The following is an 18,279-nucleotide window of genomic DNA, read 5'->3' on the forward strand; positions in this document are numbered from 1 at the left end:
AACCTCATGAAATCATCGGCCGATCGCAATACGAAAAAACCGAATATACTTAAGAAAATTATACTATTCTTATTTTTCATCTTCGCGTTCGCACCGAACGTCCTTGCCGAGGAACTCACACCGGAACAGGAAAGACAGATCAAGACGGTTCACCGGATTCTGGACGATCTGGAAGCGCTCGTTTTGAAAAAATCGAATCCGGAAAAGGACGACGTTCAGGTTTTGGTTCAGGAAACTCTGATCAAACTTAGAATGGGCGCGCTTCGAGTCGGAATTCGGGAAGATCTCGAACGGGATATTTTCGGTTCGGCCGCCTTTTCCATCCGTTCCAAAGAGGACCCCGATCCGAGCATTTACTTAAGTCCGTATATTTTGGACCTGTATCAAACGCATCCTTCGATCGTATTATCCGCTTTCGTTCACGAATGCCAGCATTCCAAAAGTTATTTCGACGATCCGGAGCGGTTCATTTCCCTGAGCACGACGAGCGCGCTTGAAAAATATCTCTACGAATTGGATTCTTATAACCGGGAGTCGCAGTTCATTCTAAAATATCTAAAGAAGAATCCCAAATACAAACTGACTCCGTTCGAAGCCCTCCTTTCCACGAGTTTCGAAAAGGACAACCTCGGTTATTTTTCGTACGCGGCCCTCGGCCACGACATGTCCCTCGCCGGTTATCTTTACAACGTCTCGAACTTTAAACTCACTTACGAAGAAAAGATTCAGCTGATCTCCAAAACTTTGGAACAGATTTTGGCGGAACCGATCAACGACAAAGCGGAAGCATGGGAACAATACAAACAAGTCGTTCCTATGTATTCGTTTTTACAGTTCGCGCCGCAGGCGATCCGGAACGTGGATACGTTTCACGATAAGATCGCCGATCAATCCAAATACGATCTGCCGAAACAACATCCGGATTTATACGCACGGCTCTTGGCTCTTGAAAAAGTTTTCGCCGATAATATCGGGAAATACAGGTATTTGCAGAAAACCTTGGACAAGCTAAAGCAGATCGATTAGCCGAAACGTTTTAAATCAATCCACGCGGGAGAATTCTATGAAATTGAAAATCACGGCGACGATTCTACTTTTCTTATCCTTCGGGTTGTTTGCACAACCTAGTCCGGAAGCGATCAAGATCGTCAATTCTTTGAAATACAAAACCGGAAAGGTGACGTTGGGAAACGGGCTCGCAACCTTGAACGTTCCCTCCAACTTTCGATACATCGACGGGGCACAGAGTAAACTCGTTTTGGAAAACGTATGGGGGAATCCTCCCGGAGCGGAACCGCTCGGAATGTTGTTCCTAAAGAACGAAACGCCTATCAGCCAAAACTTCTCTTATGCGATCAGCATCTCCTTTTCCGAAGAAGGTTATATCAAGGACGACGACGCAAAGGACATGGACTACGACGACCTTCTCGACGAAATGAAAGACGACATGAAGGAAGCCAACGAAGCCCGCAAAAAAGAAGGCTACGAAAGCGTCGAATTGGTGGGTTGGGCCTCTCCTCCGTTCTACGATGCAAAGACCAAAAAACTCCACTGGGCCAAAACGTTGAAGTTCGAAGGTTCTCCGATCGATACATTGAATTATAATATTCGAATGTTGGGAAGAAAGGGCGTTCTGATCCTGAACGTAATCGCCGACATCGACAAACTCTCCCTGGTCAACGGAGAACTCGACTCGATCGTAAACTCGACCGAGTTCAACGAAGGACATCGTTACGCCGATTTCGATCCGGGTCTGGACACGGTGGCCGCTTACGGGATCGGAGGTTTGATCGCAGGAAAGGTTTTGGCAAAGGCGGGATTCTTCGCTCTTTTATTAAAATTTTGGAAAGTGATCGCGTTAGCCGTCATCGGCGGTTTAGGCGTTTTGAAAAAGTTCATCTTTCGGGAAAAAGATTCGTCGGCGGCGGCACCTCCATCGGACAACAATCCGAGCGCGTGACGAAGAGACCTTAGATGCAAATTGCGGTGGATGGAAGCAAAACCGGAAACCGCTTTTACTGAGGAATTTTCGGTCCGAGTTCGATCACGAGTTGTTCTTCCGGAACGGTAAGATCGATCTTATCGATCTTTTCCGGCATTCTTCCGGACAAAACATCCTCGGTAAGATTTTTGATCTTGGGAAGAATCGTCTCGTCCGTGCAGTTCGAAATCGAGATGATATTCGGAAGATCTCTTCCCCAAGAAAAACGAATCCCGGGGCTATCCACGAAAAAGGATTCGGTAATACCGTCTCCTTCCTTATCGATCATGGTGAATACAGTGGAATCTCCGGTGACGACCACTGCCTTTTTGCCGTTTTTCATTTTCTCCGCTTTGACGCGCGTGTTCGTCATCTCGCGGTTCCAAAGATAATAGTATAATTTTCTAATTTGAGAATCGATCAGCTTGTCTCTCGCGGACTTATATAATTCCCCGTATTTTTTGCCGACCTCTTCCTCTCCTTTCATCTGACCGTCGAGTTCGCGCGGAGTCGTGGAATGAAGATAAAAATCGGGAACGCCGTTGATCGTATTCGTATAAAACGCCTGATCCTTTCGATCGCCCGGATACGGATTGGTGGCAGAGCCCGGATTCTTTAAGAATTGAATGAGAACGTTCCTTCTTTCGTTTACTTTCTTGCGAAGTTCCTCCGCGCGGAAACGAATCGAAGCCGTTTTGGGAGAATCCTTTCCGTAAAACCGTTCGGACCGTTCCAATTCTCCGCTGACCGCACGTTCGGAAGAATAACTTTTCAGAAGTTCCTCGTCGTATTTCAAAAGAAGATCGAGTTCTTTCGTCTTTTTCAAAGGCTCCGCGGAAGCCTGTCCCGCCTCGGCTCCGTTAGGCGATCCCCCCCCGATAGCGGAGGATGAAGGAGCCGCGGTGTTCGATCCGGAAACGTTCTGCGGGACGGAACCTTGCGAACCTTCGGAGGATTTGTTCGGATTCACCGTTCGTTCCGCTTCGGGAAGTCTGTAGTATTCCGATTCCAATTCCCGGAGTCTGGCATAATTAGAAATCTTCACGAGATATTCCTTTTCCTTCTCCCGTATCTTGTTCGGATCGTCGTATCCGTCCTTAAGCAACGTTAGTTGTCCTTTGTAGATGATCATCAAAGTCGCTTCGGAAGAATCTCGGTTGGGATTGGTCTGCGGAAGGGATTTTCCCTCTTTGTCCACGAGCTGTATAAAATGAAATGCGAGTCGATCGGTCCGAAAATCGGTGATATTGAGCAGATCGGGAGAGATCTGCAGATCGGAAGAAGACGATACGCTTCCCCCGAAAAAAAATAGGGCGAGAAAACAAATCGTGAGCGGCTTAGTTTTGCCGATCGGAAACAAGCGACCCATAAAATCGGATTTCATCTTGTTTCTAGTATCGGCTAAAAAACGTACGGAAAGAGGGGATCAGTTCCTTTTATGGGTTAAATTGAGAGAATATTCCATTCCGGGAATGCTTTCCGATAAACCGTCGAGCCTATATTCTAGGCTTTGAATATCATGAAAATTCTCGAAAACGGTTTTTTCCAGAGCGAGAAACGTGGAATCCAAAAGGGCCATCTTTTTACGGGCGATTTCCTTTTGTTTTTCTTCTTCTTTCATGTTCTGTTGAACGTAGGTATAATCGATTCTAAACTTCATTCCGGAAAGGATTTCCTGAAGAGTCGATTTTCTGAAATCCAGGATCAAAACGTTTCCGGTCTTCCAGATCGCCTTTACCGCGTATTGAATCTCGGGCAAACGCTTTAGGTTTTTATAATGTTCTCCCTTTCCGCTTTCGAGAGTCTTATCGAAATACGAGGATTCGCTGATCTCTCCGATCAAGGTCATCGTCTTGTGACGGTATTCCTCGTCTTCCAGAAGAACCTTTCTTTGTACGGGAAATACCTGACGTTCTCCGTCCGATCCGTAGATCGTGATCGTCGTTCTCGGATCTCTGTTTCCTACGTCGTAAAGGGAAAACGGAACGAGCGTGACGAAAGGGCTGTTGCCCGCGAGTATAAAGGACGTAAAAAATAAAACGACTCCGATCCAAGCGTAGGTTAGAAAGAGGGTTTTTCTGGAAACTCCGTCTTCGGTGGCGGTGCGGAACAGCCAAAGATATCCGAGATTGATTTTCACTCCCGCGGCTTTGATCGCTTCCCAAGCCGCGTCTCTGATCGCGATTGCAGATTCTTTAATTTTTTGCCAATTCATATCCCCGGATTCCTTCTACGATGCTTTTCGCTATCTTTACTTGCAGACTCTTGCTTTGCAAAAGTTTGGATTCTTTTTCATGAGAAAGATAACCCATTTCCACGAGAACCGCGGGCATGAGACTTCCTCGGAGGACCGAAAAATCCGCCTTTTTCACTCCCCTGGACAGAATTTGAGGCTGGAGCTTTTTTTTCATCTCCGATTCCAAGGACCTGGCCAAGATTCTGCTCCTTCTTTGGATGAGGGAGGACATCATTCCCGCCTGGATTCTTTTGACGGCCGAAGTTCCTTTGGGCTTAAGAATCCGGTTTTCCAATAAGGCCGTTTCCCGCGCGGATTCTGTGGATGCTGTCTGCGAAAGATAATAGATCTCGAAACCGTTCACATCCTCGTTGATGGAGGAATTACAATGAAGACTGATGAACAAAGCGCTTCCCTTTTTTTTGAGTTCCCGATTGGCGATCGCGGATCTTTGTTCGAGTTCGACGAACGTGTCGTCCGGTCTTGTTAATACGACTTCGATTTCCGGATAAACCTTCTCGAAGAACTTCTTGAGAATTTTGGCGACTTGAAGAGCGACCGACTTCTCGTTCGTTCCGTCGTTCGAGGCGGTTCCCGGGTCCTTTCCTCCGTGCCCGGCGTCGATGAGAACGGTTTTGATTCCGAGCGTTTCCGCGCCCGGAAGAACCTCCAACTCCAACACGTTTTCCTTATATTCATACCGCACGTCCTCGGACATGAGCTGTACGAACAAGGCTTCCACGATTTCGGGAGGAATCAGAAAATCCTTTTCCTTATACAATATCGGAACGGAGATCTTTTCGATCGTTTGGTTGAAGGTGTAAAAGGAGGAGCCGACTCGAAAACGGATTTCTCCGGAAGGATGTTTGATCGAACCGACAAAGGTCGCGGGATTGAACGAGGACTTTAAGGAAGGAAATTCCTTTTGAACGTCCTCAAAGCGCACATAACGTTCGGAAGCCTGCGTGGGGATGGAGACCTTGGCCGCAAGCCCCCACGCGTTGGAAAAGAATAGGATCAGCCCCCAAAGATAGATTTGATTTTTTGCCAAATCGAACCTTTTTTCTTTTTGCCGTCTTCTCGAACCGTATCGTTGATATCGAACAGATTCCGTTTGCTCTTATCGTAATTCTGACTTTGCTGATTTTGTCTGTTGCGGTTCTGTTGTTGATTGCGCTGCTGATTTCCGCCTTGCTGCGGACGTTGTTTGTCCTTATTGCCTTGGAATCGATGCTGATTCTTGTTTCCGCCTTTGTTGCCTTTCGGTTCCGAAGATAAAACGGAATCGGCTTTTTGCAGAAAGAATTCCGCTTCTTGAATCGCGGCGGCCGGTTTTTTCTTTTGGGAAGAATCTCTTGCGGGAGAATGAGAACGGGTGTGAGTTGCGTGACGTTTGTCCCCTCTTCTGTCCCGATCGTGTTTGTGCGGAGCGCGTTCCCCTCTTTCGTGAGGACGTCTTCCGTTTTGTTTGAAGTGGGTTTCCTTTTCCCGATCGTAGGAATCCCCGCCCACGAAAGGCTGAAAATCACCTGCAGGAAATTGAATGTATTCCTCTTGAACGTCCAGAACGTCGATCTTTTGTTTCAGATACTTTTCGATCTTTTCGAGTTCCACGTAATCGGACTCGGAACAAAAACCGATCGCCTTTCCTTTTCTTCCGGCTCTTGCAGTACGTCCGATTCTATGAACGTAGTTTTCCGTGTCTTGAGGAAGATCGTAGTTGTAAACGATGTCTATGTTTTCGACGTCGATTCCGCGCGAAGCCACGTCGGTTGCGACCATATAACGGTATTTGCCCGATTTGAAATCCCGGAGAAGTCTCAGCCTTTTTTTCTGATCCAGCTCGGAAGAGATTCCCGTGACGGGAATTCCGTATTTGCGGAGAGTATGAACGATCTTGGGAATATTCGCTTTATAATTCGTGAATATGATTCCCTGACCTTCTTCCTCCGAGTTGACGATCAGATTGGTCATATAAGGAATTTTTTCTTCGCGTCCCAAGTGAACGATTTTCTGATCGATTCTTTCGGTGATGATCTTTTCCGGATTGATCTGAATTTCAACGGGTTCGTTTAAGAAGCGATAGGCGAGACGCATCACTTCCACGGACAAGGTCGCGGAGAACAGCAAGGTCTGCTTGCGATTCTTACATTTATGAAGAAGCCAACGGATGTCCTGGATGAATCCCATGTCCAACATACGATCCGCTTCGTCGAGAACGAAGAACTCTACGTTGGATATGTCGATGGAACCGGACTTGATCATGTCGATCAATCGGCCCGGAGTCGCTACGATGATTCCTTTCAGTCCTTCCAAATCCTTGTTTTGGGATTTGTAATCGGTTCCTCCGATGATCGGCACCGCGCGGATTCCTTCCGAATGTTTCAGAAGTTTTTTGGCTTCGTCCGAGATCTGCATCGTAAGTTCTCTTGTGGGAGCCAATACGAGAGCGGAAACTCCCGGTATTTCTTTGGTAAGAATGGTGTGAATGACCGGCACTAAAAAGGCCACGGTCTTTCCGGTTCCCGTTTGTGCGAGACCGGTGATGTCTTTTCCTTCCAGCCCGTGAGGAATCGATCGTTCCTGGATCGGAGTGAGTTCGGTATAACCGATCTCTTGAATGGCTGAAAGTAATTTAGGATGTAGCGAAAGTTCTTCGAATTTCATGTGTGCAGCTTCTGAGCGATTAAGTGGAATGTATCACCGTAGCAGGTGAGGTCTGAGAGACGTACAAAAAGGCGGTGACTCAGTGTTTTTCCTCTCCAGCCCCGATCACGGGACGGGTGGTAGGACATCGGTTTCTTATACTCAGTCTTAAAACCGTATCCTTTCAACATTTTTTTCAAGGAGGCTGGGCTGTAATCCCAAAAATGGTCCGACGGATGCGTGCGGAACCATTCTTCGGGATTGGTTTGAAAGGTCGGACCGTATAAAGAAGGCAATCCTAAGAACAGAAACCCTCCCGGTTTGACAAGACCGGTTAACTTTTCGAATACGAAGTCCGCGTCCGGAAAATGTTCCACTACGAAGAAGGCCGCGACGACGTCGAAGGAACGGCCTTGTAGAACCTTCTCCCCTAAAAAAGAATCACAGAGAACATCGAGCCCCAAAGTCTTCCGGGAATATTCTACTTCTGCCGGAGAAATTTCCAAACCGGTCACTTGATAACCGACTTTCTTCGCTTCGTCCAAAAAGAAGCCTGCGGCCGAACCGAGTTCGAAAAGAGTGGAGCCTTTCGGATCGTGGAGCTGACCCAACATCCCGAGCCGTTTTTGGGCGAGCGCGCGGAGAGAAGCCTCGTCTTCGTAGTAGGTCTTTTGATACTGATTTTTATATTCTTCTAAAAAGTAAGAATCCTTGTATTCCCGGGTTTTGGCCGGTTTGTAAAAACAAACTCCGGTTCGTTTGCAGATCTGATATTGTTCGGGATACTGCGGATGAGGAATCAGCTCGAGTTTCGGATACATTCTCTGGATCTAGTGAAACCGGAGGGGAAAAGAAAGAAAATTCCTTTTTTCGAAACTGCTTGAAAAATCGAGTATGACAATCTTTTTGGAAGGATCTTCCCTATTCGGCAAGAAAGAAGCACATGAGCATTCAAAGCAAAATCGAATCCTTAGGTTACAAACTTCCTCCCCCTCCGCAAGCGATCGCGGCGTATATTCCCGCAAACCGTTCGGGAAATCTCGTATTCACTTCGGGACAACTTCCTCTCAAAGACGGTCAGCTGATGCAGGTCGGAAAACTGGGAGAAGGACTTTCCGTGGACGACGTCAAGGAAGCGACGATCCAAGCGAGTCTCAACGCGATCGCCGCCGCGGCTGCGGTTTGCGGAGGTCCGGACAAACTCGTCAAGATCCTGAAGATCGGAGTCTTTGTCGCTTGCAGTCCGAATTTTACCGAACATCATCTTGTCGCGAATCACGGAAGCAACTTTCTGCTTTCCGTTTTCGGAGAAGAAGGACGTCATGCGCGCTTTGCCGTGGGAACTCCTTCGCTTCCGCTCGGAGCGCCCGTGGAAATGGAAGTCGTCTTTCAGGTTGCAGATGCTCCGTAATCTTTGGAGAGACATTCAATGGAGTTTGCGTTCCGTTCCTCTTCTATTGAGAGAATGGCTCGCCTTTTATCTTTCGTTTACGGGAAGATTCACCGAGTTTTGGAAAGAAAAATCGGCCTCGGAAAAAGCGCTCTTTGTCGCGGTAACTCTTCAGTTATTATTCAGTCTTTCGACTTGGATCGAATACACGATCAATTTAGGCGGAGAAGAAACGGAAGGACTTCGTGTTTCGTCTAACTTCTATTTTATCTTTTTGTCGGCCGGGGTTTTCTTTTTCGGATCGTTCTGGCGTTCTCATTGGCTCGGTTCGTTATTGTTGAGCGTTCAATTTCTTTTGGGTTTGGGCGCGCTCGTGGGAATTTTTTTTCCGGAAGCCTTCTTTGTCAGTTTTCTCCGCGAAGAAGATTACGTTTTCAGTTGGAAGTTCTACGCGTTTTTGGGCGCCTGGGGAATTACGACTCTTCTTTCGCTCAATCAATTCTTTCAAAAAGATTAAAGTTGCGGGAGATCCTACATGGGGTGTTGCCGCGTTGCGGCCCGGGCTCGCAGCTTCGGTCAATAAATTGAATCCGTTTTTGAATTCGCGAAATGATTCGGGAATATCAATTTATTGACCACGCTTTGATCCCTAACACTTCCCCGTAAGGGAAGTGTTGCTGAGTTATTGCTGAGTTGTTTCTGAGTTCCGCTTCTCCGTAAGAAAAGCGGTATTGAGTTCTGCCGAGCTATTCCGGGTATGAGTTCCTACATTTGTGGGTATAACAAACATTCTCTTACGAGAAAAAGAATCCGCGCAAGTTGCACGACCCGTATGAGTTCCCACAATTTAAAATTTCACGACTGTTCCGACAAGAGATCCGGAAAAAGCTTGCATCAAACGGTTTTCGTACACTCACGCATTCACGAACAGATTTTGAATCACCGAAACCGAACGCAAACGAATCGCTAAAACGTCGACGCAATCCATTAAGGAAAGCTAATGTAATCCCAGGCGGCCTGTTGGGAAGAAAGCATCGTACAGTTGTGTTTGCTGTTCTCATCCTGACCTGCGCAGCGATTCGTAGTCAATCGTTGCGTTCCTCCGAACGGGGTGGCGCCACTATCCGCGTCGGTCAGAGCGCCGTTCATCCCGAAAGCGGTTTGCCAAGTATCCGTCACCTGATTCGAATTTCCGGAAATGTTAGCAACTCCGTCTCCGATATGAATCAAACCGAAAAATAACGTAGGAGAGGTCAGACCGTTCTGAGCCAACCAAGTCGCAGGAGTGGCCGAAGAGATATGATAATCCGAAACACCGCTGTAAATCGAAACTCTCCCGAGGTTCTTTAGCTTTCCTTGATACGCTGCGTGTCCGCTTCCCTGCGAATGACCGCCGAAATAAACCTTGTTCCAGTTTACCGAATCTCCGCTTAAGAACTGTCCCCAACCGTCGTTCGGACGTTTGACGACGAGATATTGAAGTAGTTTCAACAAGCGGCCGTCGATGGAATTGTTCGTATCGACGGAGACGACGTTCGTCTTATCGACTCCCGTAATAATTTCTTCTCTTGCGTTCCCGAAACAAGCGGGAGAACTTCCCGCACCGTTGCAAAGAACATTGATCGGTTCGCCGTTCGGATACATCAAACCGATGCTGTGATAACCTCGGGCCGCGCCTTCCTGAATGAGTTTGGAAACGCCGATCGGAGTTCCTCCCGAACCCGGTAAAAACACGGTAAGAATATTTTTTGCGGAGGAAGAAGGGACAAAAATCAGGTGGGGATCGTTGTATCGCGGCACGCAGGGAAACGTAAAACTCGGCAGAACGAAGATCCGGGTCAAACCGTCGACCGTATCCACGCGGGGCGCGTTCTGATATTGAGTGCATCCCAATACGCTCAACAATGCGTAACCTGTGAAAAGATCGGCATTCGGGTCTTCTTCTTTGTCTTGGATCCGTTTGCAGGCGATCGTCGACGAAAGAAAAAGAAAGGAAGACAAAAGAAGGGTTATGATCGTTTTTTTATATTCTAAATGATTCATATAGGCAAGTTGTTAAATCGACACTCCTTTTGAACTAAAAATCGTATTTTCGTTTGAGAATCGGCCCTGTTAAATCGCTCAGCCGGACTTTTTGAAGCCCGTTCTCGTCGAAATTATCGGGGTTTAACCATTTCAAAAACGCTTCTTGAATCGCGGGCCATTCCTCGTCGATGGCCGAAAACCAAGCGGTATCACGGCTATGACCCTTTAGAACATTCGCCTGTCTAAAAATTCCTTCAAAAGACAATCCGATCCTTTGTGCCGCGGTCGCGGAAGGGAAGTTGAGAGCGTTGCATCTCCATTGATATCTTCTGTATCCGAGTTCGAACGCGTTCTTCATCATAAGATACATCGCTTCCGACGAAACCGGAGATTGTCGCATTAACGGAGAATACGCCAGATGCCCGACTTCGATCGAACCGGCTTTCGGAGAAATCTCGGCGTAACTCGCAAGGCCGACCGCCCGATCGGAAGACAAGTCGAAGATCGTGAAAAACAACGGGTCTTCCGTCAGACAAGTATTCTTCATCCATTCCTGGTATTCGCCGAACGTTTTAAAAGGTCCGTAGGGAAGATACGTCCACATCGCTCCTCCGGCGTCCAAGGAATTGGCCGAGTAGAGCGATTCGGCGTGGCGTTCCGGATCGAGAGGTTCCAAGCGGCAGAATCTTCCCTGCATCGTTTCCTTTTTCGGAAGCGACGCAGGTTTCCAATCGGGAAGCGGGGTTCCGATCGGTTGGCCTAAAGAATTGGCAAATCGCGCTTCTGATTCGGAGGTTCGGATTTCTTTCATTTGGAATCGGCGAGGTTTCTTCTCCTTTCCTTCCATCCAACATTCAAACTTTATGATATTTGCAGTTCAGTCGAAAATTCCGAGATCCATCTTGGCTTCTTCGGTCGCCATTTCGCGCGGATCCCATTTCGGAACCCAGACCACTTCGACTTCCGCGTCGGAGATTCCTTCCACACGAAGCGCGTGATCCTTGACTTGTTGTTTCATTTGAGGTCCGGCGGGACAAGCCATCGAGGTGTACGTCATGTCGATTCTGGCCTTATCACCTTCGACTTTGATTCTATAAATAAGACCGAGTTCCGCGATGGAGATTCCGATTTCGGGATCTTCCACTTTTTTTACTTCTTCGTAGATCTGTTCTTCCAATGCGTTTGTAGGAGCTTCTAACATCTTCTCATTCTCCGTTTCTCTTTTTCATTTTCCCGACAAACCGTGTGGGAACTCATACAACTTACGTGGAAACTCAGGCGCTTCGTTTCGACGCTCGTTCCAAGGCGCGTTCCAAAGTGTTCCAGGGAAGAACCGCGCATTTGATTCTCGCGGGAATCTTTTTTACCGACTCCATCGATTCCAGATCCTCGAGTTCTTCTTCGAACTGCGGATCCTTATCTTCCAAAAACATATTCTTAAATCGGGAAAGAATATTCTCCGCTTGCGCCACCGTCTTTCCGCGAATCGACTCGGCCATCATGGAACCCGAAGCCTGCGAAATCGAACATCCTTTTCCGGTCACGCGAACGTCCGAAATCGTTTCTCCATCGAGATTGATCGTCAACTCAAGTTCGTCGCCGCAAAGGGGATTGATTCCGTGTTCGAATAGATCGGCCGGTTCGAGTTTGCCCCGAAATCTCGGATTTTGATAGTGATCGAGAATGACTTCTTTGTAAAGACTATCGCTTAAGGACACGGGAGAAAATCTCCTTTACCTTAATTAGACCCTCGATCAATCGATCGATGTCGTCTTTTGTATTGTAAAGGTAAAGACTCGCGCGGCAAGTTCCCGGAATATTCTTAAACGCCATAAAAGGCTGCGCGCAGTGATGTCCGACTCGGATCGCGATTCCTTCTTCGTCGAGAATCGTTCCCACGTCGTGCGGATGAACTCCCGGGAAATTGAAGGAAATCACTCCGCCTCGTTTGGAAAGATCTCTCGTTCCGTAAAGTTCGAGTCCGCCGAAATCATCGAGTCGATCGAGAGCGTAGGTCAACAATTCGACTTCGTGATTTCGAATCTCCTGCATCCCGATCGTTTCCAAGTATTCGATCGCAGATCCGAAACCGATCACCCCGGAAATATTCGGAGTTCCCGCTTCGAGTTTGGAAGGAAGTTCCGCGTATGTGGATCGTTCCTTATAGACTTGCGCGATCATATCGCCGCCGCCCATCCAAGGAGGCATCTCTTCCAAAATTTCTTCTTTTGCGTAAAGAACTCCGACTCCGGTCGGACCGAGCATTTTGTGCGCGGAGAATACGTAGAAATCGTAATCCATTTCCTTCATGTTTACGGGAAGATGGCATACGCCTTGCGCTCCGTCTACGAGCAGTTTGGCGCCGACTTCCCTTACGCGTTTTTGTATGGGGAGAATGTCATGAATCGTTCCGGTCACGTTCGACATTTGCGAGACCGCGACGAGCTTCGTTTTGTTCGTGATGATTTCGTCGATCCCGCTCAGATCCAACGTGCTGTCCTCGTTCAGAGGAATGAATTTTAATACTGCTTTCTTTTCCTGAGCGAGCATCTGCCAAGGAACGATATTGGAATGGTGTTCGAGTTCGTTGAGAACGATCTCGTCCCCTTCTTGAATTTGGGTTCTTCCCCAGGTTTGTGCGACGAGATTGATCGACTCGGTCGCGTTTCTCGTAAAGATACAAACCTTCGCGCATTGCGCTCCGATAAAACGGGAAAGACGGATTCTACTCAGTTCGTATTTTTCCGTCGCTTTTTGAGAAAGATAATAAATGCCCCGGTGAATGTTCGCGTTTTCTTCGCGATAATACTTCTCGATCGTATCGATGACCGTAAACGGTTTCTGAGAACTAGCCGCGCTGTCCAAAAAGACGAGAGGTTTCCCGTTCATCGTGGTTCCCAATATCGGGAAATCGGTTCTAATTCTTTCGGCTGAGAAACTCATATATGTCAATCCTCCAAGTCCACCTCGACGGAGTCACCCACGATTCTCACCGGATACACGGGAAGATCCTCGACCGCGGGCATACAAAGCGCCTTTCCCGTTTTTACGGAAAATTGAGCCTCGTGTCTCGGGCATGTGATTACGTCTCCACACAGTTCGCCTTCGGAGATCGCCTCTCCGTCGTGTGTACAGACGTCTTCGAATGCATATAGGTTTCCGTCCAAACTCGTGATCCCGATTCTATTATATCGGGTCTCCACTACTTTGACTTTCCCGTTTTCGATTTCGGAACGATTTGCGACCTTGCGAAAGCTCATGCGGAACCTTCCACCTTACGGACGATCAGCTCGAAAAGCTCTTGTTGTATAGAATCCGATTCAATTTCCCCAATCACTTGGCCCAAAAATCCGTCCACGATCATTCTTCTCGCCTCGTCTTCGTCGATTCCGCGGGAAGCGAGATAAAACAACTGTTCTTCGTCGATCTCTCCGACGGTGGCCCCGTGTTCGCACTTTACGTTCTCCGCATAGACTTCGAGTTTCGGAATGGACTCGGCTCTCGCGGATCGGTTGAGCAGAAGGTTGTTGTTGATTTGAATCGCGTTTACGTCTTTGCAGGAATTCGGGATATGAAGATTTCCGGTAAAGATATGATGCGCCTTGTCCTTGAACGCGCCTCTGTAAAGGATCGAACTTTCGGTATGACTTTCCTTGTGAACGATTTTCACTTCGGAATCTTGGAATTCTCTTGCGGACATCGGAGCCAATCCGATCACTCTGGCTCTCGCGCCTTTGCCGGAAAGCTGCACGTTGAGAAGATTTTTTCCCTTGTAACCGCCGGGAGTTACCTTTGCGATCTTTACGTCCGAATCCTCTTTTTGATCGGAGAATAGATTCTGAAAATGGAATACGCTCGAGCCGAAGGACTCGATTCCCACGTAGGAAAGTTTTGTTCCCGCGCCCGCATGAATCACGGTTAAACCTTGGAAGAATTTAAAGTCTTGCTCTTCGGGACATTCGTATCGTTCCGCCAGAAACGCTTTGCTGTGGTTGCCGATCTTTGCAACGACCAACGGAAGAATTCGATTCTCTTTTTCCAGACGAAACTTCACTTCGATTTCTTCTTTGAGAACTCGATCGGATTCGACTTCGAGATAGATCCCGTGCGTAAAGGAGGAAAGGCTCAACAATGTAAACCATTCTTCATTCTGTTTTTGGAATATAGTTTCCAGACTTTCGAGAAAGAATTCGAGTTCTTTTCCGGAAAGGGATTCTGCCTTTTGCAGTTTTACGGATTCGGGAAGTTTCCACGTAACCGCGTCTGCCGCGTCCGGAGCTTCGGTGAATTCTTCCGGATGAAAATTGGATAAGGGGATTTTTCTCCAAGACTCGTTTTCGGATCTCGGAATTTTTAAGGTTTGAAACTTTGCGAATACCTTCTTGCGAAAATCCTTTAGTGCCTGGGGTTCCCCGCTGCGGGAAAGCAGGTTTGAAAATTGAGTTTCCAAAGACACTTGGTTTTTAGTCTCCAGATTCTGCAAGGATCCAGTCATATCCTTTTTCTTCCAGTTCCAACGCGAGTTCTTTCGTTCCGGTTTTGAGAATTCTTCCCTTTGCGAATACGTGAACGAAATCGGGCGTGATGTAGTTTAGCATTCTTTGATAGTGCGTGATGAGCAGAATCGATCTCTCCGGAGTTTTGTTCCGATTGATTCCTTCGCTTACGATGCGGAGCGCGTCGATGTCGAGTCCCGAATCCGTTTCGTCCAACACGGACAACTTCGGTTTCAGCAAACTCATCTGGAGAATTTCGTTTCTCTTTTTTTCTCCGCCGGAAAATCCGTCGTTCACATAACGCGAGATAAACGACTCGGGCATGTCGAGGGCAGCCATGGATTCTTTGAGTTCTTTTCTGAATTCCTTGACGGGTAGTTCTTTTCCTCTTACGGATTTTACGATTGTCTTTAAAAAGTTTCCGATCGTAACTCCGGGAATGCTCGTCGGATATTGAAAGCAGAGAAAAATTCCGAGGCGCGCGCGTTCGTCGGTCGGAAGATCGAGGATGGATTTTCCTTCGAATAAAATATCTCCCGACAATACTTGGTATTTCGGGTGTCCCATGATGACGTTGGATAAAGTGCTTTTTCCGGAACCGTTCGGGCCCATGATGGCGTGAACTTCTCCGGGAAGAATCGTAAGATTTACGCCTTTTACGATCTCCTTGATTTCTCCGGAATCTCCGACTTGGATTCCCGCTCGCAGGTCCTGGATTTTTAGAATCTCGGTCACAAACGCACCTTCCCCTATTCTACCAGTCTTTTTTTTCGAAAGCAGAGATCAATAGTTATCGAGTAGTACATTGCGATCTATAATTTTTAAAACTCGGTAAATTGCTTCTACGAGACGCCGTTTAAGAAGAGATCAATAGTTATCAAACGATCCATGAAGAAGCATACTGAAGCAAAGATAATCCATACGAATCGTCGGAAGTACGACAATCCGTCCGTGAAAACGGCCGCCCCACCCTGATTGGGCGGTGGAGGAGAGGTGGCGGGAAAAAATCCGGAGAATTTCCTATATCACGGAATTCTCAAATTTCAAGCGCAATCTTTCCTGTCGAAATTTGTCGGAGGTACGACAACCAGACATAAGCGGGGAAACAAAAACGGATCTTATACCCGTTCCCAGTCCATCTTGATCACGAGAATATAATTATCGCGAAGGGTGTAGGTAAAGATTACGACTTGTTTGTGAAGATCCATGTCGTAAACCGGTTCGGTCACGGTCCATTTAGCCCCGCTTTGAACCACCTTAGCCTTGTGTCGGATAAAGAACGGTCTCCAAGCGTAATTGTTCCCGATCTCGGTCAGATCGGAATCCCATTCGTCACCCGGATGCGAACGGAAATACGTTGGAGTGATCTGATAACCGAAGATATCGCAGGCAAACACGGACAAAATTTCCGACGGCAACTCGGACAACATTAAATGGAGAACGAGAGGCAGATCCTCTTTACCGTTGTGACGAAGGGCTTCGAGTTTTTCACCAAGGGCGTCGATGACCGCTTGGCCTTTTTGAAACTCTTCCAAAAGTTCCATAAACCGAAGGCCGGAAAACTTCTCCAGCGTGTCGCGAAGAGTTCGGTTGAACTGCTTCTTATCCTGAAACTCCACCTGAGGTCTTGAAAAATAAAATCCTTGGAGAAGGTTCGCTCCCATCGAAAGAGCGAGATGCAATTCTTCCTCGGTTTCGATTCCTTCAAAGAGAAGATCCGATCCGAGTTTTTGCGACATGTCCGCGATCGCGCTTAGAACGTTCTTGAACGATCTCCTGTTCAAGCTTTCACGCATGATCTTGATATCGACTTTCATGATATCAGGATGAATATAACCGATTCTTTCCAAGTTGGAGAAGCCGACTCCGAGATCGTCGACCGCAATCTTGAACCCGTAGTCCTTGAACACGTTTACGATCGAGAGAAGTTTTTCGATGCTTCCGTCGAACTTGTCTTCCGTGATTTCCAACACGACTTCGGAAGGGGATATATCGTATTTTTCGATCAGATTGAGAACGTGAAGCCTCTTCAGATCCAGAACGTCTCCCGTATGAATCATCGAGAGGAAGTTCGGCATCATATTGAGGAACAACTTCGTTCTGAGTCCCGTATCTTTGAGATGGCGAATCGCCTTTTCGCGGATCAGCCGATCGATCTGAATCAATCGAATCGTATCGAGTTCGGGATTGTGGAATTGATAACCGAGGGAACGATATTCGTTCTTTTCAGGAGAATAAAATCTTCCGAGAACCTCGTAGCCGATGATGTTGCAGTTCGTAACTTCCAGGATCGGTTGGTAATGAGGTTGATAATAATTCTCCCCATACGAGAGAAGATTGCTTGTATCCTGGCTGTACAACATGTTTTTTTAAGAGTCCCTATACTGGAATCCACGAAGCAGGGTCCGGCAAGCAAAATTCCGAACAAAAAGCGCCAAATTAAGGAGAAGAGAAGACTACATTCTTCTTTTTTTTTTGAAACCTCTGGAAAAACTGACAATCCTAAAGGTATTCTTCATGAAAGAGGCGATCGGCCATCTTCTCAACCCCTCCACATTAGAACCCAATCTCGGTCTCTATTCAGGAACTCTTGGAATCGACAACTCCAGAGAGTATAAAACTTCTTTTTTCTCTTCCTGGAAGAAAATAGACTCCGTTTTAGTCGATTTGATTACAGAAGATTTTCTTCTCGGGTTGCGAATTTTCCGGGGTCCGGGGGCCTGTAAGGCCCTTCTCCATCTTTGGTTTTTCGAATCCGAGAATTTCAAGGACTTCGAATGGATCGGAAGTCCGGGCAAAGAATACCTATCCCGCGGCACGTTCCGCAACGGATATTGGAGTTTTACCCAAGGCAATCAGAGATTCAACTTTCGTTTGGACGATACGATCCAACAAGGGTATACGCATTCATCGATCTTAGCTTCGAACCTGAATCTTCAGCTCGACGCACTCGTAAGCACCGTTGAAAAAACGCATAAGCCCGTTTCTTCTTTGGAAGAATCCGGCAAGGACTGGCTCTTTCGTTTGATTTCGCCCGATCTCAGCGTGCGGGGACAACTCGCCTTCGACGATCAGACTTGGAATTTGGAATCCTCGGAAAAACTTTCCTACAGCATCACCACGGGTTTTGCCAACCAATCCTTTTTTCCGGAATCGAGAATCTACGGATGGGGCGCGGGGAAGAATTCGTTTCGTTTGAACTACAACAAGAACACCGGCATTCTACTTTGGAGAAACGGAATTCCCACGTTTTTAGAAACGGCGAGTTTCAAAAAAGAATCCTTATCCTATGTCCTTCATGATCCTTCCGATCAAATCGAACTTACCGTGACTCCTGTGCGGACTACGCATTCGACGATCGCCGGTTTGTTTGGGAAGAAGATTCCGATGGAACGGATCGAAGGAAAAATTTCCGGTAAGATTCGCATCGGAAATAAAAAGGAAACGATTAAGAAAGGATTCGCGATCTTAGAAATCTGATTCTCGCTTTGATCGCGGCTCTCGA

General features: G+C 47.3%; 19 protein-coding genes. 5 read left to right on the forward strand and 14 right to left on the reverse strand.

The genetic code is table 11. The features are described from left to right. Positions 1 to 6 precede the first annotated feature (6 nt). Together DLM76_RS01925 and DLM76_RS01930 are read left to right on the forward strand one after the other, a co-directional pair. A complete protein-coding gene (locus tag DLM76_RS01925; protein WP_118956132.1) occupies positions 7 to 1,026 on the forward strand; it encodes a hypothetical protein in 1,020 nt (339 codons plus the stop codon). 37 nt (positions 1,027 to 1,063) lie between these two features. Continuing rightward, positions 1,064 to 1,960, forward strand: a complete 897-nt coding sequence (locus tag DLM76_RS01930) for a DUF2167 domain-containing protein (protein WP_118956131.1) — start codon at positions 1,064 to 1,066, stop codon at positions 1,958 to 1,960. Positions 1,961 to 2,015: 55 nt separating this feature from the next. Here the strand turns inward: DLM76_RS01930 and DLM76_RS01935 are convergent, their stop codons facing one another. Genes DLM76_RS01935 through DLM76_RS01955 form a run of 5 tightly spaced genes read right to left on the reverse strand, consistent with a single transcriptional unit; the run spans position 2,016 to position 7,684 of the window. After that, on the reverse strand, positions 2,016 to 3,365 hold the full coding sequence (locus DLM76_RS01935; RefSeq protein ID WP_118964234.1) for a hypothetical protein: 1,350 nt from the start codon (positions 3,363 to 3,365) through the stop codon (positions 2,016 to 2,018). Positions 3,366 to 3,407: 42 nt separating this feature from the next. Next, positions 3,408 to 4,196, reverse strand: a complete 789-nt coding sequence (locus DLM76_RS01940) for an LIC_10740 family protein (RefSeq protein ID WP_118956129.1) — start codon at positions 4,194 to 4,196, stop codon at positions 3,408 to 3,410. Beyond that, positions 4,177 to 5,268: an N-acetylmuramoyl-L-alanine amidase family protein gene (locus DLM76_RS01945; protein ID WP_118956128.1), complete on the reverse strand. Its 1,092-nt coding sequence runs from the start codon at positions 5,266 to 5,268 to the stop codon at positions 4,177 to 4,179. The genes DLM76_RS01940 and DLM76_RS01945 overlap by 20 nt, the downstream gene beginning before the upstream one ends. Beyond that, positions 5,235 to 6,884 (reverse strand): DEAD/DEAH box helicase, encoded by a 1,650-nt coding sequence (locus DLM76_RS01950; protein WP_118964235.1) that lies wholly within the window; start codon positions 6,882 to 6,884, stop codon positions 5,235 to 5,237. The genes DLM76_RS01945 and DLM76_RS01950 overlap by 34 nt, the downstream gene beginning before the upstream one ends. Next, entirely contained in the window at positions 6,881 to 7,684 is an 804-nt protein-coding gene (locus tag DLM76_RS01955) for a class I SAM-dependent methyltransferase (RefSeq protein ID WP_118956126.1), read from the reverse strand. Before DLM76_RS01955 ends, DLM76_RS01950 begins: the two co-directional genes overlap by 4 nt. Positions 7,685 to 7,806: 122 nt before the next feature. Here DLM76_RS01955 and DLM76_RS01960 point away from each other — a divergent pair, with 122 nt between their 5' ends. Beyond that, positions 7,807 to 8,274: a RidA family protein gene (locus DLM76_RS01960; RefSeq protein WP_118964236.1), complete on the forward strand. Its 468-nt coding sequence runs from the start codon at positions 7,807 to 7,809 to the stop codon at positions 8,272 to 8,274. Continuing rightward, positions 8,264 to 8,770 carry a hypothetical protein gene (locus DLM76_RS01965; protein ID WP_118956124.1) on the forward strand — a complete coding sequence of 169 codons (507 nt, stop codon included), beginning with the start codon at positions 8,264 to 8,266 and terminating at the stop codon, positions 8,768 to 8,770. The genes DLM76_RS01960 and DLM76_RS01965 overlap by 11 nt, the downstream gene beginning before the upstream one ends. A 470-nt stretch (positions 8,771 to 9,240) precedes the next feature. On the opposite strand, the gene DLM76_RS01975 is transcribed toward DLM76_RS01965, so the two are convergent. The 9 genes from DLM76_RS01975 to DLM76_RS02015 all read right to left on the reverse strand — a co-directional run bounded on the left by DLM76_RS01975 (position 9,241) and on the right by DLM76_RS02015 (position 17,137). After that, positions 9,241 to 10,296, reverse strand: a complete 1,056-nt coding sequence (locus DLM76_RS01975) for a BPSS1187 family protein (protein WP_118964238.1) — start codon at positions 10,294 to 10,296, stop codon at positions 9,241 to 9,243. 34 nt (positions 10,297 to 10,330) lie between these two features. Continuing rightward, positions 10,331 to 11,089: a GNAT family N-acetyltransferase gene (locus DLM76_RS01980; RefSeq protein ID WP_118964239.1), complete on the reverse strand. Its 759-nt coding sequence runs from the start codon at positions 11,087 to 11,089 to the stop codon at positions 10,331 to 10,333. Positions 11,090 to 11,155: 66 nt separating this feature from the next. Next, on the reverse strand, positions 11,156 to 11,479 hold the full coding sequence (locus DLM76_RS01985) for a metal-sulfur cluster assembly factor (RefSeq protein ID WP_118964240.1): 324 nt from the start codon (positions 11,477 to 11,479) through the stop codon (positions 11,156 to 11,158). 73 nt (positions 11,480 to 11,552) lie between these two features. Next, positions 11,553 to 11,996, reverse strand: coding sequence for a Fe-S cluster assembly sulfur transfer protein SufU (gene sufU, locus DLM76_RS01990; RefSeq protein WP_118956120.1), 444 nt, complete (start codon positions 11,994 to 11,996; stop codon positions 11,553 to 11,555). Next, entirely contained in the window at positions 11,980 to 13,221 is a 1,242-nt protein-coding gene (locus DLM76_RS01995; RefSeq protein WP_118956119.1) for a cysteine desulfurase, read from the reverse strand. The genes sufU and DLM76_RS01995 overlap by 17 nt, the downstream gene beginning before the upstream one ends. A 5-nt stretch (positions 13,222 to 13,226) precedes the next feature. After that, the gene (locus DLM76_RS02000; RefSeq protein ID WP_118956118.1) at positions 13,227 to 13,538 is read right to left on the reverse strand and encodes a non-heme iron oxygenase ferredoxin subunit; all 312 of its coding nucleotides are present in this window, start codon (positions 13,536 to 13,538) and stop codon (positions 13,227 to 13,229) included. Next, positions 13,535 to 14,773, reverse strand: coding sequence for a Fe-S cluster assembly protein SufD (sufD, locus tag DLM76_RS02005; RefSeq protein WP_174714630.1), 1,239 nt, complete (start codon positions 14,771 to 14,773; stop codon positions 13,535 to 13,537). The genes DLM76_RS02000 and sufD overlap by 4 nt, the downstream gene beginning before the upstream one ends. Continuing rightward, complete coding sequence (sufC, locus tag DLM76_RS02010; RefSeq protein ID WP_118964242.1) at positions 14,742 to 15,509, reverse strand: Fe-S cluster assembly ATPase SufC; 768 nt, start codon at positions 15,507 to 15,509, stop codon at positions 14,742 to 14,744. The genes sufD and sufC overlap by 32 nt, the downstream gene beginning before the upstream one ends. Before the next feature lie 383 nt (positions 15,510 to 15,892). Next, on the reverse strand, positions 15,893 to 17,137 hold the full coding sequence (locus DLM76_RS02015; protein ID WP_118956115.1) for an EAL domain-containing protein: 1,245 nt from the start codon (positions 17,135 to 17,137) through the stop codon (positions 15,893 to 15,895). A gap of 154 nt (positions 17,138 to 17,291) precedes the next feature. Between DLM76_RS02015 and DLM76_RS02020 the strand changes: the two genes are divergently transcribed. After that, a complete protein-coding gene (locus DLM76_RS02020) occupies positions 17,292 to 18,254 on the forward strand; it encodes a hypothetical protein (protein WP_118956465.1) in 963 nt (320 codons plus the stop codon). The last annotated feature ends 25 nt before the right edge of the window (positions 18,255 to 18,279 follow it).

Source organism: Leptospira yasudae, from assembly GCF_003545925.1.
In the GTDB taxonomy this organism is placed as follows: domain Bacteria; phylum Spirochaetota; class Leptospiria; order Leptospirales; family Leptospiraceae; genus Leptospira; species Leptospira yasudae.